The following is a 14,045-nucleotide window of genomic DNA, read 5'->3' as shown; positions in this document are numbered from 1 at the left end:
CACCTTGTCGCCTGCTTCCTGCTTGTTCTCCCTATAACCGTCGTGGCCCAGACGAACCCCCAGACGGCCTCGCTCGGACGGCTGCTGAGGAAGGGAGCCGAGCCCCCGCAGCGCATCCAGGCGGCGAGGGTGCTGGGGGAGTCGGAGGATCCGGAGGCGCTCCAGCCCCTGTGCGAGGGGCTCCAGGACCCGAGCGGAGAGGTGAGGGCGGCGGCGGCCGAGGCGCTGGGGAAGCTGGGCGAGGTGGGGGCAGTGGAGTGCCTGGAGGCCCGGAAGGACGAGCCGGACGAGGCGGCCCAGGCGGCCATCACGGCGGCGCTGAAGACGCTGCGCGAGCTGAAGGCACGGCCGCCGCGCCTGTACGTGATGCTCAATGGGGTGAAGGACGCGACGGGGACGGTGCCGCCGGAGTGGGTGAAGGCCACCGAGGCCCGGATGCGGCGGAAGCTGACCCAGCTGGGCGCCTGGCTGGCTCCGGAGAAGGAGAGCGAGGCGGAGGCCCGGGCGGTGCTGAAGAAGGAGAAGCTCCAGGGCTACCGGCTGATGGCGGAGATCCGTCCCGGGCCGGATGGGGGGTTGAAGCTGTCGGTGATGTGCCTGCGCTACCCGGGCAAGCAGCTCCTCGGGAACGTGGAGGTGCAGGCGTCCGGAGCGGAGCAGGGAGACATGCTCGAGGCGCTGGCACCCCGGGCCATCGAGGAGGCCGCGAGCTCGTTCGGCTGGAAGAGGTGACGCCCCGCGGCGTACCGGGGGGCGCTGTGTTCTTCGCGGACCGGGCTAGGATCGGTTCCCAGACATGCGGCGCCCGTTCTCGCTTCTCGCTCTCTTTCTTCTCTCGCTGCCAGGGGCTGTCCTGGCCCAGGTGGACGCCCGGACCGCTTCCTTGAGCAAACAGCTCGGGAAGGGGACGGATCCCAAGCTGCGCTCACAGGCCGCGCTCGGTCTGGGGGCCTCGGATGATCCGGAGGCCCTGAAACCGCTGTGTGATGGGCTGAAGGATTCGAGCGAGCAGGTCCGCGCGGCCTCGGCCCAGGCGTTGGGGAAGCTGAAGGAACTGGCCGGACTGGAGTGCCTCAAGGCGCGGAAGAGCGAGACGGACGCGGCGGCGCGGACGGCCATCCAGACGTCGCTCCAGGTGCTGCAGGATTTGAAGGCACGGGCACCGAAGCTCTATGTGCAGCTCGTTGGGGTGAAGGACAAGACGGGCCAGCTGCGGCCGGAGGTGGTGAAGGTCACCGAGGCCCGGATGCGGCGGAAGCTGACCCAGGTGGGAGCGCTGCTGGCACCGGTGAAGGAGAGCAAGGCGGCGGCGCAAGGCGTCCTGCGCAAGCACGGCATCCACGGCTACCGGTTGCAGACGGAGATCCACCCCACGGAGAGCGGGGGCCTGAAGGTGCGGGTGGTGTGCATCGGCTACCCGGACCAGGCACTGCTGGGCGACGTGGAGGTCCAGGCGTCGGGAGCGAAGCCCGAGGAGCTGCTCAAGGTGTTGGCGCCCCGCATCATCGAGGATGCCGCGGACACGTTCGAGTGGGATACGTGAGGCGGCGGGGCGTGAGTTGCCTCGGGTAGAGGGACTCCTGTCATGACGGACGAGCAACGGCAGATTCGCCGGATGGAAGCGCTGGTCGCGAATCTCCGTGACCCGAAGCACCGTCGCCGACGTCAGCACACCCTCCAGGTGCTCGCGGAGCTGTGGGACAGGCGGCATATCTGTATCCGGATTGGCCCCCAGCCGAGGATCCCACCGTCGGTGGATGCCCTTCGCGCCGTTGGATTGTGCCTCGATGATCCAAAGCTGGAGGTGCGGATCGCGGCCATGGTGGCGTTGACCTGGTGCGAGCCCCATTTCGACGAGGCACTCCCCATTCTGGAGGCGGGTTGCAGGGACCCGCATCCCTTGGTGCGGCTCAACGCGGCGAGAAGCCTGTCACGCTTGAGGGCGCATGCGGCGGGAGCAGTACCAACCCTGCGGAGCCTGCTCTCGGATCCCGTGCGGACCGTGCGGTGGGTGGCCGCCTTCTCGCTGGCGGAGTGTGCACCCTCGGAGGAGTGCGTCCCGATTCTGGTGGACTCGCTGTGGAGCAGATCCTCGTTCGAACGTCTCAGGAGTGTCGTTGCCTTCCGAGGTCTCGGTCCCCTGGCATGGTTCGCGATCCCCCAGCTCCTCCACATGATGGAACAGAGGGGGGAGAATGAGCTTGGCGAGGTGGCCGAGCTCCTGTGCGAGCTCGCTCGGGATGGGGCACCGGGGCTTTCCGAGCCGCGAGTGCTGGATCTCCGGGAGGCCGCACGCGCGAGGGCTCTGAAGGACGGGCCAGAGGGCTCCAAGTAGTCTGCGCGGAGGTCCAAGGAGGAGACACGTGTTCGCGAGCCTGCTGCTGCTGCTACTCACGCAGATTCCATGCACGCCGGGTGAGACGTCGGCGATTTGCCACTGCAAGGCGGGGATGTTCAGCGCGTGCGAGACGCTGAAGCAGACCAACCCGAAGAAGGCGGCGGAGATTCTCGCGCAGTTGGAGAAGGTCGCGGCGCAGGCCAAGGTGGTGGAGGAGGCCGGTCAGAAGGCGGAGGCGGCGAGTGAGGCCGAGGCTGCCTCCGACTGTTCCGAGCCGAAGGAGTGCAAGGGGCAGTTGCACCACATCATCTCCCGGCCCATCGCCAAGGCATTGGAGGAACACGGCACACTTCGCGGCCATTACAAGCCACGCGACCCGCGCTTCGTCTCCCGGGCCGATGATGAGAAGGCCCACTGCGGCTATCAGGAGTGGCACCGGAAGGTGGACGCGGAAGTCATCAAGTGGCTCGAGGACAACAGAACGGCGACCCCGAAGCAGTTCGAGGCCCTGCTCCGGGAAATCTACAATCGGCCCTTGATGCGTGCGAGGTTCCCCAATGGCTTCTGAACCGTCTGCCTCCCCGCGTTTCTTCGTCCTGGAAAAGGACGCGATCGGGTCCCGTTACGATATCGATGTCGAGAAGGCCGAGCCCGTCAATCGTGAAGAGGGGGCTGTCTGCCCGCGGTGCGGTAACCCCATTGGAATGATGAAATGGCTTTCCCCCTACCGAATCGAGCTGTTCCTGCACGGTGAGGAACTCGGGGACTTCATCAAAGCGCCAGGGGATGACCTTCTCGTCTCCGACCGGTTCGCCCGGGCTTTCCAGGAGGAAGGACTCACGGGGCTGGAGGGCTTCCACCCGGTGGAGGTGGTACGGGTGCGCCGCAAGCGGCGAGGCTCCAAGCCCACTCACGTGCCTCACTACCTGGCCGTCACGGCCTGTTTCAGCCGCGCGGCGGTGCACATGGCGCTCAGCCGCATTCGCTACGCCGATGAGCCTCCTACGTGTGAGGAGTGCCGCGAGGCGACGAAGAATGCCATCTACGGCTTCTCCTTGGAGCCCGGCACTTGGCAGGGGGAGGACATCTTCCGTCCCCGGGGGCTGCATGGGCGACTGGTCGTCTCCGAGCGCTTCGCGCGCTTCGTGGAGCGGCACGGGTTCACCAACATGATTCTGACGCCCACCGAGGAACTCGTGTGGGACCCGTTGGAACTCGGGCCTCCACCCGGTTAGGCGCGCCGGATGAGTCCCATTTCCTCGATGGCCGCATAGAGGTGCATGCGGGCTTCGGACCATGGGAGCAACTCCACGCGGTAGTCGGCGAGCGCGTCCAGAAAGCTGAAGGAGTTGGCCGGATTGGAGTGCCCAAGGTCCGGAAGGGCGAGATGGACGCAGCGGCGCGGACGGCCATCCAGACTTCGCTCCAGGTGCGGAGGACTGAAGGTGCGGGTGGTGTGCATCGGCTACCCGGACCAGGCGCTGCTGGGGGATGTGGAGGTCCAGGCGTCGGGAGCGATGCCCGAGGAACTGCTCAAAGTGCTGGCATCCCGCAGCATCGAGGAGGCCGTAGACACTTTCGATTGGGACATGTGAGGCGCAGGGCGTGGACTGCTTCAGGAGCCGCCCTGCTTCAGCCAGAACTTGCGCCCGCCACTACTGAGTGCTGCCTCCAGGAACTCCGAGAATGAGCCAGCGATCTGCTTGCAGTCCTCCGGATGCGAAAATCCTTCGTTCCAGCCATCAATGATGGGATGACGGGCGTTTAGCGTCCTGTCCACATTCACCAGGATGCGATCGTTGTCATGAAGGTCGCAGAGCACGTACCAGGAGGCAGGTCCCCACTCATCACTGTCCTCTCCTCGCATGGCCACACGAGCCCGGATGATCTTGTCCAATGGGAGGATTCGGTAAGGAGAGTCTGGCTGCTCGAACAACTTGGCGCCGTTGCAGTGTAGATAGAAGGCGCGCAAGTCCGAGTCCATGCGCCAACCCACCCGCTGCTCGAACTCCACGATTTCAGCTAGAGTGGCAGGCGGATTTGGAAAGTGGTGGCGTGAGAGTTTTTCGAGCAGCCTCATTGTCGCGTTTTCATCCACGCCGCATATGGAGTGCTGTGGGAATTCCAGGGGTGCACATCGGGACCCGAGAAAGAGACTGAAGGGGAGGATGTGGTGGTGTCTATGTGGATTTTGGAACTAACACACGCAGCTTGCTCAAGAGGCGTCGTGTTATTTCCTGCCGAATTCCGCTGAGTATCTGCTGGTAAATATCTGGAGATGCGTAAAGGAAAACAGGTGTCTCGGGGTCGAGCGGAGTAGATACTGGAAAGTCTCTTACTTTTCTTTGCATGATTGATAGCGAGTTTGATGGGAGTGATGTGGACTCGAAATCCGATAGTGCAAGTTGCATCGCGGTACTGATTTGTGGATATTGAGAGGGGTTTGCACGAAGATGCTGAAGGACACGCAGTGCTTGTCCACCCCATCCAATGTACTGCGGATTGAACTCATGGAGGGACAAGAACATTTTAGGCTTGCGGTAGGGCGGCAGTTCGCAATCTTCTGGATAGCCAGCAATTTCGTTTTCGCAGAATGTGCGTAATTCTTGGTCTCCAATACGTAGTGCGAGCGCCAAGGTGTCAGCAACCACTCGTGAGAGCAGCTCACCCGATTGTGCTCTTGAGAGTAGGGCGGCACACTCTTCCGTTACGCGAGAATCTTGGATGGGTGATGATGTTGCGGTTGATGGATGGGGAGTTCCGATGGATATAGGAGAGCCAGTGATTTGATGTAGAACCCATTCCTCATGGGCCGTGCGGATTGCGAGCAATCTCTCGACAGTAAAACGCTCGATATCTCTATCGATGAGGGTGGCGTGATTCTGGCATAGGAGTATTGCGTTTTCTGCTGAGGATCTGTCTTCTTGTGATTGTGTGGGGTTGTATCGAGGGCCGCCAGGGCTTGCTGCGTGGATGTGTGCAACCACCCCGATGTTTATGGATTTTGATGTGTTATTGTGAGGTCCTGTTACGGGAACCCTACATAGTGAGCACATGGAGCCCGCGCGACGATGGGCTACTAGCTGTACTTCTCGGTTGAAGTCATCTCGAGCCATGGGGTTTTTGTGTCTGGGGTGTGTTTGGGTCGCCAGATTCAGGCGTTGCGCAGCTGAGCATGTTTGGCTGGCTGAGGTGCCTTGAAGATCGTTGCGCAGGTTCCGTTTGGTCTCATCGTTGTTTCCTTAATCATTTGCTGCTGTTGCATTCCATTCGACGCTAGGGAGCATGCTTTGTAGTTCCGGTTTTGGGCATTGCGTTCAATGGAAGTCGTACCTGCTGGGATTTTGTAATGCCGCGAGAAGTGGGCTGTTGTCGATGGAGTGGATAATTCATCATTCCGCTTCGCGCTGTGCTGCTGAGTCCCGAGCGATCTGAGTTCAAATGGCAGAGACGACTCCTGGACTGCGGGTTACGCTCGGCGGATGAGTCCCATCTCCTCGATGGCCGCATAGAGGCGCACGCGGGCCTCGGACCACGGGAGCAACTCCACGCGGTAGCCAGCGAGCGCGTCCAGGATCAACTGCCGGTAGCTGGGGTGACCAGGATCGGCGATGACGACCACGCCCCGGTCCCCATGCGAGCGGATGAGCCGGCCCACGCCCTGGCGCAGCATCAGCAGTGCCCGAGGCAGCCGGTAGTACAGGAAGCCCAGGTGCGCGTTGCCTCCACGGGCCAGCGCCTCCTCGCGCGTGGCCACCAGCGGGCGGCTGGCGGGCTCCAGTGGCAGCTTGTCGATGAAGACGCACCCCACGCCCCGGCCGGGGATGTCCACGCCCTGCCAGAAGCTCTTCGTCCCCAGCAGCACCGTGCCGGTGTCCTTCTCCTGCCGCGCCGCCAGCGAGCGCCCGTGCCCTCGCGATTGCCGCATCACCTCGATGCCCTGCGGTTCCAGCTTCGCCTTCACCTGATCCGCCACGCGCTCCATCCGCCGCGTGGAGGCGAACAGTCCCAGCACGCGCCCGCCCATCACCTGCGCCAGTCCGGACACGCGCATCGCGGCCCAGTCGATGAAGGCCTCCTCGTGCGCGCGGGGCGCGTCCGTCACCAGCACCACCAGCGCCTGCTTGCGCAGATCGAAGGGCGTGGGCGCGCGCAGCAGCCGGGGCGGGGGAATCCCCTCGTTGCGCCCATCCAGTCCCAACCGGCCGAGCACGTACGGCATCCGCTCGGTGCCCGTGCTCAGCGTGGCCGAGGCCAGCACCAGGGCCCGCTTGTGTTGCGCGAAGTCCCTCGACACATAGGCCGCCACGTTCACCGGCTGGGCCATCAGGCTCCAGCGCTGCCTGCGAGGCACCGCCGTGGCCGCGTAGCACCGGCCCTCCGAGGGGTCGTCCGACAGCTCCGACGCCAGCGTCGTCAGTTCCTGTACCTCCGAGACGGCGCCCGCCAGCTCCCGCTCCAGCGGCGGAATCTTCACCGCCAGGTCCGGCAACACCTCCGCCAGCCCCACCGTCAGCAGCTTGTGCAGGGACTGGAGGCACTCGCGCACCTCCACCAGTCCCTCGCGCACCGGCTCCCACGCGGCGGAGGCCCGCACCTCGCCGGTAATGCGCAGCTCCGGCGCGTAGGCGGACTCGTCCGCGTCCTCCGAGGCGCTCGTGGCGGCCGGCTCGCACAGCCCCATCACGTGCTCGCCCAGGGCCCGCGAGGCCGCGCCCACCGAGAGCAGGGAGCTCTCCACCTCGCTCATCAGCACGCGGGCCTCCGCGCGCCGCGAGGCGAACAGCGCCCGCCGCAATTCCGCGAAGAGGCCTCGCCGTCCGTCGCGTCCGTGCAGCCGCTCGGTGAGGCGGGAGAAGGCCAGGTCCGACAGCTCCGAGGAGAGCGCGGTGGTGGCCACGTCCTCCACCTCGTGCGCCTCGTCGAGCACCAGGTGGTCCAGCTTCGGGTAGCGCAGGGGCCACGCGAAGGCGAGCGACTGGTTGATGACGAGCACGTCCGCGTCGCGCGCCTGGGCCACCGCCGAGTGGTAGTAGCAGCGGTGGTAATGCGGGCAGCGCTCGCCCAGCGTGGTGGCCGCCTCCGAGCGCACCGCCGGTGCCAGCGCGAGCAGCACGGGGAAGCGCTCGCGGAACCAGTGGCTCAGCCGGTCGAGGTCTCCCTCCCGGCCGCGGCGCATCAGGGCGCGCAGATAGGCGCGGGGGGCCCGGGCGGCGTGGCTCATGCCGGGCTCCACGCGGGTGATGTCGAGCGCGCGGCGGCGGCAGAGGTAGTTCGTCTGGCCCTTGAGGAGCGCGTACGAGAAGGCGCCCTCGGTGGCGCGGTGCAGGCGGGGCAGGTCCTTCTCGATGAGCTGGTCCTGCAGCGTCTTGGTGTGCGGAGCCACGCCCACCTTGCGCCCGTTGCGAGCGGCGAAGAGGGCCGCGGGCGCCAGGTACGCCAGCGACTTGCCCGTGCCCGTGCCGGCCTCCACCGCGAGCTGTCCGCCCTCGGAGAGCGTGCGCGCCACGGCCTGGGCCATCTCGAGCTGCGCGGGCCGGGCCGCGAAGCCCTCCTGCGCGCGCTCCAGGGCGCCTCCGGGGCCGAGCAGCGCCGACACCTCCTCGGCGCGGACGGGCTCCACCGGGGTGTCCTCTTCCGGCTCGGGAGGCGGCTTCGTGCCATTGGTGCGCAGGCGCTCGGGGCGGCCGGGGAGGAAGCCCGTGGCCTCCAGCTTCAACGGGGCGGAGTGTTTCCGGCACAGGTTCCACAGGCCGGTGAGCACCGAGACGAGGGGTCTCGCCTCCGGGTCGATGTCTCCCTCCAACTCCTCCAGCCCGGCCTCGCCGGCTTCTATCTGCGCGAGCCGCAGCGAGGCGCGCGGATCCAACGTCTCCAGCAGGTCGGCGAGGTCATCGGCGCGCCCGTCGCGGATGCAGCCCTCCATGGCGTGCACCAGCACGGCGTGGGTGGCCTCGCAGTCCGTCATGGCGCGGTGCCGCGAGCGAGGGCCCTTGCCGGCCCAGCGCAGCAGGGCCTCCAGCGAGTGGCTGGACAGCTCCGGGTGCAGGTAGTGCATCAGCTCGCACGAGTCGAGCACCGGGGCGCGGATGGGGCCCAGCAGGTCCGGGAGGAAGCCCTTCTCGAAGGAGGCGTTGTGGGCCACCACCGTCCAGCCGGCGAGCCGCTTGCGCAGCTCGGGCACCTTCTGCGCGAGCCGGGGCTGGCCGGCGAGCATCGCGTCCTCGATGCCCGTGAGGCGGCGGATGGTGAGGGGGAGGGGGCGCGAGGCGGCGAAGAAGTGGACGTACTTGTCCACGACCTGGCCGTTCTCGACGAAGAGGGCGCCGAGCTCGATGACCTCGTCGACGCGCGGATCCAACCCCGTCGTCTCGAGGTCCAGGAACACGTGCCGGGTGAAGAGTTCCGCCGCGCCGCCCATGGGGAAGAAGGGCCAGCCTAGCCGTCTTCGGGCGTCATGCCGAGAAACCGGGCGTCCGGGGTCCGATGGGAGGGGACAGTCTCGCCGGGGGACGCCGGAACGGAACGGGTGAGCAGGAGTTTCCGCTCGTGGACTTCACGCGGGGAGAGAGCGCGGTTCACCGGCCGCACCCGTGGCGGCGTGGACACACGCCCACGGGCGTCCGACCGCTCGGTGCCGCGAACCGACCGTTCGCCGTGGAGGCCGTCGCCGGGGTGCCGGATGGGCTCAACCTTGCACTGCACCGCGCGACGAACTCGCGCTCCTGGAGTCCCGTATGACGACCGCCGCTTCTGGTTTCCCGTCCGATACCGCCGGGGTTTCCCCGGCCCCCGCCGTGCCCCGTCTCCGCCGTCCCCGGGCGACGTTGCTCGCGGCGCTCGGGCTGGGCGTCTGCGCCGAGGTGCTCTTCGACGGACCCGCGCTCGGTGTCTCGTTTCCGTTGTTCATCGTGCTCCTCGTGTCGGCGTTGCTCGCGCTCGGTGGGCGCGAGAGCTGGCAGCGGGCCCGTCCCAACTCCTGGCTGCTCGTGCCGCTGCTGTTCTTCTCCGGCATGGTCTTCGTGCGCGCCAACCCCTTCCTCACCACGCTCAACGTGCTCGCCTCGGGCTTCCTGCTGCTCCTGGTGATGCACTTCTGGGCGGCCGGGCGCGTGGAGCGGCTCGGGCTGTGGAGCTACCCGTTCACCGTGTTCGGCACGTTCTTCCGCGCCGCGCTGCTGCCGCCGGGCGTGTTGCGCGCGGAGGTGGACCTGTCCTCGGCGCGCGCGCAGGTGCCCAAGCTGATGCCGGTGCTGCGCGGCGCGCTGCTCGCCGTGCCCGTGCTGTTCATCTTCACGGCCCTGCTCGTCTCGGCGGACGCCGTCTTCGAGGAGGCGGTGGGGCGGGTGCTGTCCTTCGGCTCGGACCTGACGTTCCTGGACACGCTCTGGCGGGCGGTGTTCGCCGGCGGGAGCGCGTTCGGGGTGCTCGGCCTGCTGGCCCATGCGCTGCGACGGCGCCGCCATGGTTCCGAGGCGGGGGAGACGGAAGTCACTCCGGCCGTGCCCCGCCTGGGCTTCACCGAGGCACTCACGCTCGTGGGGTTGGTGGACCTGCTCTTCCTGGGCTTCGCCGGCATCCAGCTCGCCTTCCTCTTCGGCGCGGCGCACCTGCCCTCGGGGCTCACCTATTCCGAGTACGCTAGGCGCGGCTTCTTCGAACTGCTCACGGTGTCGGTGATGACGCTGGGCCTCAGCCTGGCGCTGGCGCGCTGGACGCGGCTGCGGAGCCAGGGTCAGCTCACCGCCTTCCGGGCCTCGTGCACGGCGATGGTGGGCCTGGTGCTGGTCATCCTCGCCTCGGCGGTGAAGCGCATGGCGCTCTACGAGTCCGCCTACGGCTACACGCACCTGCGCGTGTACACGCATGTCTTCATGGTGGCCCTGGCCGGGGTGCTCGTCTGGCGCGCGGTGACGCTGTGGTGGCGGCCGGAGCGCTTCGCCATCGGCGCCTTCGTCGGCGCGCTCGGCTTCCTCGCGGCGCTCAACGTGCTCAACCCGGATGCCTTCATCGCGCGCGGCAACCTCGAGCGCTCCGTGGAGGGCTCCACGCTGGACGAGTCCTACATGCTGCAGTCGCTGTCCGAGGACGCCGCGCCGGAGCTCGCCGCGCACCTGGCCCGCAGTCCCGAGGGCACGTTCGCGACGAACATCCGGAGCCGGTTCTGCCGCTTCACCGAGCCCATGCCGGGAGGCTGGCCGGCCTTCCACCTCGCGCGCCACCGGGCGTCGGAGCTGGTGCGGCCGCTCCCGTGCCAGTACTGAATGAAAACACGAAGGGGGCCTCCACCCGCGTCGGGTGGCCGGCCCCCTCGCCGTGTCCGGTGGGCTCACTCCACCATGAACACGCCGCTGATCATCTTCCCCATGGCGCAGCCGTAGACGAGCTTGCCCGTCTTGGTGGGGGTGAAGGACACCTCCACCGGCTGGTTGAGGGGGAGCTTCGCGTCGATGCCGTAGTCCTCGAGGACGATCTCCGTCGCGCAGGTTTGCTCCGTGGTCCGGGTCAGCACCAGCTTCACGGGCTCGCCCTGCTTGAGGGTGACGGGGCTCGGCTCGTAGCCCTTCTCGGTGACGGAGAGCGCGATGGTGCGCGGCTCACCGGGCTTCTTCGCCTCCTGGGCCGCGGGGGCGGTTGCGGCGGGCTTGGAGGGCGCCGGCGGGCTCGCGGGCTTGGAGCAGCCCTGCCCGGCGGTCAGCACCGCGCCCGCCAGGGCGAGGGCCAGCAGCGGCTTGATGATCTTGGAGAAGAAGGACATCGGTGTTCCTCGGGGCTAGTCGTTCTGCCCGGGCTCGTCGGACGCGTCGGCCGGGTCCGTCTCCGCGGCATCCGCGGGGGAGAAGCGCACGAGCGCGTGCAGGGGGATGAAGACCTCGTGTCCGTCCTCGCCGACGATGAGGTCGAACCGGCCGACCACGCGCAGCGGCATGGAGAGCTGGATGCCGTTGCGCAGCGTCAGCTTCACGAGCTCGCCCTGGTGGGGGAGGAAGGGGCGGGGGTCGGAGTAGGGCCGCTTGTCCGGCTGACGCGCGACGTTGGCGGGCTTCTGGGCCAGCTTCTGGTCGCGCTCGAGCTGGGGCGTGAGCTGCTCCCAATCCGAGCGGCGGGTGATCATGACGACCTGGAGCTTCTCCATGCGCCCGCTGCGGCCGAGCACGAAGGAGATGGGCTCCACGCTCGCGACGGTGTCGAGCACGGTGCGCTCGCCCAGCACGATGGCCAGCTCCGTCTTCGACTCCAGGAGCCCGTTGATGAAGGTGGCCACCGAGGTGTCATCCACCTCTCCGCGGGCCTGCTTCACGGCGGCCTTGCGCTGGGTGCGCTCCTTGCGCGAGAGGAACTCGGCCACGGTCAGGCCGCTCTGCAGCACGCCGAAGGCATCCGGGAGCGACAGGCCCGGGTTCTTGCCCATCAGCTCGTACACCTGGTCGAAGCGCTTCGCCTCCTCGGCGTGCAGCTTGCGCCACACCCGGCACTTCATCTTGCCCTCGAGCTCGCCCTTGGCGATGCGCGCCGGCACGTGCTCCTTGGTGGCGAGCGCGAGGATCTGCTCGGGGGGGGGGGGCGGGCGGGGCGCCCTCGGGCGGCCGAAGCCACCTCCGGGGCGGGCACCCATCGAGCCCATCCCCGGCGCGCGGCCCGCCGAGGGGCCGGGACGGGGCGAGGGCGCGGAGCCGGGCACCACGGAGCGGGGCGTCACGGGGACCGGGGGAGACGGCGTAGGAGGGGCCGTCGGGGTGGGCGCGGGCCGGGGCGCGGCGGTGGAGGGCACCACGGAGCGGGGTGTCACGGGGACCGGGGGAGACGACGGCGTAGGAGGGGCCGTCGGGGTCGGCGTGGGCCGCGTGGTGGGAGTGGGGGTAGGGCGCGGGCTGACAGCGCTCGCGGGCGTCGGGGTGGGCGCGGGGGTGCCGGGAGTGGCGGCCGGGCGCCGGATGACCTCGACTGCGGGGGCGATCCGCCGTGTCTTCCGATCGTTCACGTTCGTATGCTACCTGATTGAGGCGCGAGCGGCCTGGGTGCGGCCTGGTCTCACGGTTGCTGGAGGGAATCCGTAAGGTCTACCTTCCATCCGGACGGTTCTCGAACCATCCGGACCTGGCTCTTTCCACTCGAGGAAACCACGCCCACCGTCGCCACGTCCCCCTCCTCGCTCGCCAGCGTGACCTCCGTAACATCGGCTGGCGGAGGAACATTCGCGAAAAAGAAGGCTAACGGGTCCGCCTTCACCGCGCCTCCGGATGCCTGGGCCGCCGCCTGGGCCCGCTGCTGGAGGGTGTCCTGGGTGGGCTTGGAGAGGGCCGCCCAGGCCGCCTTGTACTCCCCGTTGCGCACATGGGAGTGGAAGGTCCTGTAGGCCTTGTCGGGCGTGTCGAAGCCGGTTCGGCCGCACCCCCCGAGGGCCAGCAGGGCCAGCAGGAGCAGCGGCATCGTGGGCAGCAGGCGCATGAATCAGCCATCTAGGCCAAAGCGCCGCGCTCGCCAAGGGGCAGTGTCAGCCCGAGCCCTCTTCCTTGTGCTGGCGGACGCAGTTGCGGCCGGCCGCCTTGGCCTCGTAGAGGCAGGTGTCGGCGGCGCGCAGCAGGTCCTCTACTCCCACCCATCGCGGGTCGGGTGCGTTGGCCACTCCCAGGGAGGCCGTGCATCGCACCTCCTTGCGGGAGCCGTCCTGGGCGCGGTGTTCCAGTTGGAGCGCCGCGATGGCCTCGCGTACCCGCTCGCACGCCCCGAGCGCCTCCTTGGGGCCCGTCTCCGGCAGCAGGGCGATGATCTCCTCGCCGCCGTAGCGCGCCACGAAGTCCACCTCGCGCAGCTTGCCCTTCACCGCGCGGGCCACGGTGCGCAGCACCTCGTCCCCGAAGGGGTGTCCGTAGGTGTCGTTGATCCGCTTGAAGTGGTCGATGTCCAGCATCACCAGCGCCAGCGGCGAGCGGTAGCGCGTGGCGCGGGCGAACTCCTCGGCCAGCCGCTCCTCGAAGTAGCGGCGGTTGCTCAGGCCGGTGAGCGCATCCGTGCGGGTGAGGGCCAGCAGCTCCTCGCGCTTCTGCGCCAGCTCCTTGTTGGCCCGGTCCAGCTCGCGGTTCTTGTGGTCCAACTCGCGGTTCTTCTCCATCAGCGTGTCCTGCAGCGCCTTGAGGCGCAGCATGGACTTCACGCGTGCGGAGAGCTCCAGCATGTCGAAGGGCTTGACCAGGTAGTCGTCCGCCCCCAGCTCCAGGCCTTCGATCTTTCCTCCCGCCTGCCGCGCCGTCACCAGGATGATGGGGATGAAGCCGAAGCCGCCCTCGCCCCCGTTGGCCTTGATGATGCGGCACACCTCCACTCCGCCCAGCCGTGGCATCTCCACGTCCATGATGATGAGGTCCGGGCGGACCTCGCGCACGGAGCGCAGCGCCTCGGCTCCGTCGAGCGCCTCGCGGAAGCGGTAGCCGTGTGAGGCCAGGCCCTCGCGCACGTGCGTGATGTTGGCCGGATCGTCATCGACGACCAGGATGGTGCGGTTGGCGTACGAGGTCGTGGAGCCGGTGCGGCGGACTGTCTCTCCCGTCTTCCTGATCGAGCCGTCCGCCATATCGCTGCCGTTCACCTGGGTGCTTTTCGGACTTCCGAGGTCCGCCGATTCTTTCCCGGAAGGGACGTGCTGCCAAGTCACTCGCCCGCCAGCCCGCTGGGGCGGGAGCCGTGGACCCGGCTGGAGCGGGACGAG

General features: G+C 67.8%; 14 protein-coding genes and 1 pseudogene. 7 read left to right on the top strand and 8 right to left on the bottom strand.

The annotated features are described in order from the left end of the window. Window positions 1-42 precede the first annotated feature (42 nt). The 5 genes and pseudogenes from NR810_RS38445 to NR810_RS38425 all read left to right on the top strand — a co-directional run bounded on the left by NR810_RS38445 (window position 43) and on the right by NR810_RS38425 (window position 3,573). Window positions 43-732: a HEAT repeat domain-containing protein gene (locus NR810_RS38445; protein ID WP_326522537.1), complete on the top strand. Its 690-nt coding sequence runs from the start codon at window positions 43-45 to the stop codon at window positions 730-732. Between the two features lie 151 nt (window positions 733-883). After that, entirely contained in the window at window positions 884-1,543 is a 660-nt protein-coding gene (locus tag NR810_RS38440; RefSeq protein ID WP_306818859.1) for a HEAT repeat domain-containing protein, read from the top strand. 42 nt (window positions 1,544-1,585) lie between these two features. Continuing rightward, window positions 1,586-2,335, top strand: coding sequence for a HEAT repeat domain-containing protein (locus NR810_RS38435; protein ID WP_306818858.1), 750 nt, complete (start codon window positions 1,586-1,588; stop codon window positions 2,333-2,335). A 292-nt stretch (window positions 2,336-2,627) separates the two neighbouring features. Next, window positions 2,628-2,906, top strand: a pseudogene (locus NR810_RS53065) (hypothetical protein); the annotation flags it as partial. Window positions 2,907-3,042: 136 nt separating this feature from the next. Next, complete coding sequence (locus tag NR810_RS38425) at window positions 3,043-3,573, top strand: hypothetical protein (protein ID WP_257459898.1); 531 nt, start codon at window positions 3,043-3,045, stop codon at window positions 3,571-3,573. Here NR810_RS38425 and NR810_RS38420 read toward each other — a convergent pair. Next, the gene (locus NR810_RS38420) at window positions 3,570-3,800 is read right to left on the bottom strand and encodes a hypothetical protein (protein WP_257459897.1); all 231 of its coding nucleotides are present in this window, start codon (window positions 3,798-3,800) and stop codon (window positions 3,570-3,572) included. The two genes, NR810_RS38425 and NR810_RS38420, sit on opposite strands and share 4 nt — an antisense overlap. On the opposite strand from NR810_RS38420, the gene NR810_RS38415 reads away from it, so the two are divergent. Beyond that, on the top strand, window positions 3,793-3,933 hold the full coding sequence (locus tag NR810_RS38415) for a hypothetical protein (RefSeq protein ID WP_257459896.1): 141 nt from the start codon (window positions 3,793-3,795) through the stop codon (window positions 3,931-3,933). The genes NR810_RS38420 and NR810_RS38415 overlap by 8 nt on opposite strands. 20 nt (window positions 3,934-3,953) lie before the next feature. On the opposite strand, the gene NR810_RS38410 is transcribed toward NR810_RS38415, so the two are convergent. The 3 genes from NR810_RS38410 to NR810_RS38400 form a co-directional block, all read right to left on the bottom strand. Further along, on the bottom strand, window positions 3,954-4,418 hold the full coding sequence (locus tag NR810_RS38410) for an SMI1/KNR4 family protein (RefSeq protein WP_257459895.1): 465 nt from the start codon (window positions 4,416-4,418) through the stop codon (window positions 3,954-3,956). Window positions 4,419-4,518: 100 nt separating this feature from the next. Further along, the gene (locus NR810_RS52665) at window positions 4,519-4,989 is read right to left on the bottom strand and encodes an AbiTii domain-containing protein (RefSeq protein ID WP_257459894.1); all 471 of its coding nucleotides are present in this window, start codon (window positions 4,987-4,989) and stop codon (window positions 4,519-4,521) included. An 818-nt stretch (window positions 4,990-5,807) separates the two neighbouring features. Beyond that, the gene (locus NR810_RS38400; protein ID WP_257459893.1) at window positions 5,808-8,759 is read right to left on the bottom strand and encodes a helicase C-terminal domain-containing protein; all 2,952 of its coding nucleotides are present in this window, start codon (window positions 8,757-8,759) and stop codon (window positions 5,808-5,810) included. Between the two features lie 316 nt (window positions 8,760-9,075). On the opposite strand from NR810_RS38400, the gene NR810_RS38395 reads away from it, so the two are divergent. Then, entirely contained in the window at window positions 9,076-10,602 is a 1,527-nt protein-coding gene (locus NR810_RS38395) for a DUF4153 domain-containing protein (protein WP_257459892.1), read from the top strand. Between the two features lie 65 nt (window positions 10,603-10,667). On the opposite strand, the gene NR810_RS38390 is transcribed toward NR810_RS38395, so the two are convergent. The 4 genes from NR810_RS38390 to NR810_RS38375 form a co-directional block, all read right to left on the bottom strand. Further along, window positions 10,668-11,096, bottom strand: coding sequence for a cupredoxin domain-containing protein (locus NR810_RS38390; protein WP_257459889.1), 429 nt, complete (start codon window positions 11,094-11,096; stop codon window positions 10,668-10,670). 15 nt (window positions 11,097-11,111) lie between these two features. Continuing rightward, window positions 11,112-11,954 carry a hypothetical protein gene (locus tag NR810_RS38385; protein WP_257459888.1) on the bottom strand — a complete coding sequence of 281 codons (843 nt, stop codon included), beginning with the start codon at window positions 11,952-11,954 and terminating at the stop codon, window positions 11,112-11,114. A 416-nt stretch (window positions 11,955-12,370) separates the two neighbouring features. Continuing rightward, the gene (locus NR810_RS38380; RefSeq protein ID WP_257459887.1) at window positions 12,371-12,787 is read right to left on the bottom strand and encodes a nuclear transport factor 2 family protein; all 417 of its coding nucleotides are present in this window, start codon (window positions 12,785-12,787) and stop codon (window positions 12,371-12,373) included. 46 nt (window positions 12,788-12,833) lie between these two features. Next, window positions 12,834-13,910 (bottom strand): diguanylate cyclase, encoded by a 1,077-nt coding sequence (locus NR810_RS38375; protein WP_306818883.1) that lies wholly within the window; start codon window positions 13,908-13,910, stop codon window positions 12,834-12,836. Window positions 13,911-14,045: the final 135 nt, after the last annotated feature.

Source organism: Archangium lipolyticum (assembly GCF_024623785.1).
Classification (GTDB): Bacteria; Myxococcota; Myxococcia; order Myxococcales; family Myxococcaceae; genus Archangium; species Archangium lipolyticum.
This window is presented reverse-complemented; position numbering and strand designations above follow the sequence as displayed.

What these genes read in the sequence shown, in the direction of transcription:
- NR810_RS38435 (WP_306818858.1), top strand. Translation starts at nt 1,586, where the DNA reads ATGACGGACGAGCAACGGCAGATTCGCCGGATGGAAGCGCTGGTCGCG.
- NR810_RS38425 (WP_257459898.1), top strand. Translation starts at nt 3,043, where the DNA reads ATGATGAAATGGCTTTCCCCCTACCGAATCGAGCTGTTCCTGCACGGT.
- NR810_RS38420 (WP_257459897.1), bottom strand. Translation starts at nt 3,800, where the DNA reads ATGCACACCACCCGCACCTTCAGTCCTCCGCACCTGGAGCGAAGTCTG.
- NR810_RS38410 (WP_257459895.1), bottom strand. Translation starts at nt 4,418, where the DNA reads ATGAGGCTGCTCGAAAAACTCTCACGCCACCACTTTCCAAATCCGCCT.
- NR810_RS38400 (WP_257459893.1), bottom strand. Translation starts at nt 8,759, where the DNA reads ATGGGCGGCGCGGCGGAACTCTTCACCCGGCACGTGTTCCTGGACCTC.
- NR810_RS38395 (WP_257459892.1), top strand. Translation starts at nt 9,076, where the DNA reads ATGACGACCGCCGCTTCTGGTTTCCCGTCCGATACCGCCGGGGTTTCC.
- NR810_RS38390 (WP_257459889.1), bottom strand. Translation starts at nt 11,096, where the DNA reads ATGTCCTTCTTCTCCAAGATCATCAAGCCGCTGCTGGCCCTCGCCCTG.
- NR810_RS38385 (WP_257459888.1), bottom strand. Translation starts at nt 11,954, where the DNA reads ATGGGTGCCCGCCCCGGAGGTGGCTTCGGCCGCCCGAGGGCGCCCCGC.
- NR810_RS38380 (WP_257459887.1), bottom strand. Translation starts at nt 12,787, where the DNA reads ATGCGCCTGCTGCCCACGATGCCGCTGCTCCTGCTGGCCCTGCTGGCC.
- NR810_RS38375 (WP_306818883.1), bottom strand. Translation starts at nt 13,910, where the DNA reads ATGGCGGACGGCTCGATCAGGAAGACGGGAGAGACAGTCCGCCGCACC.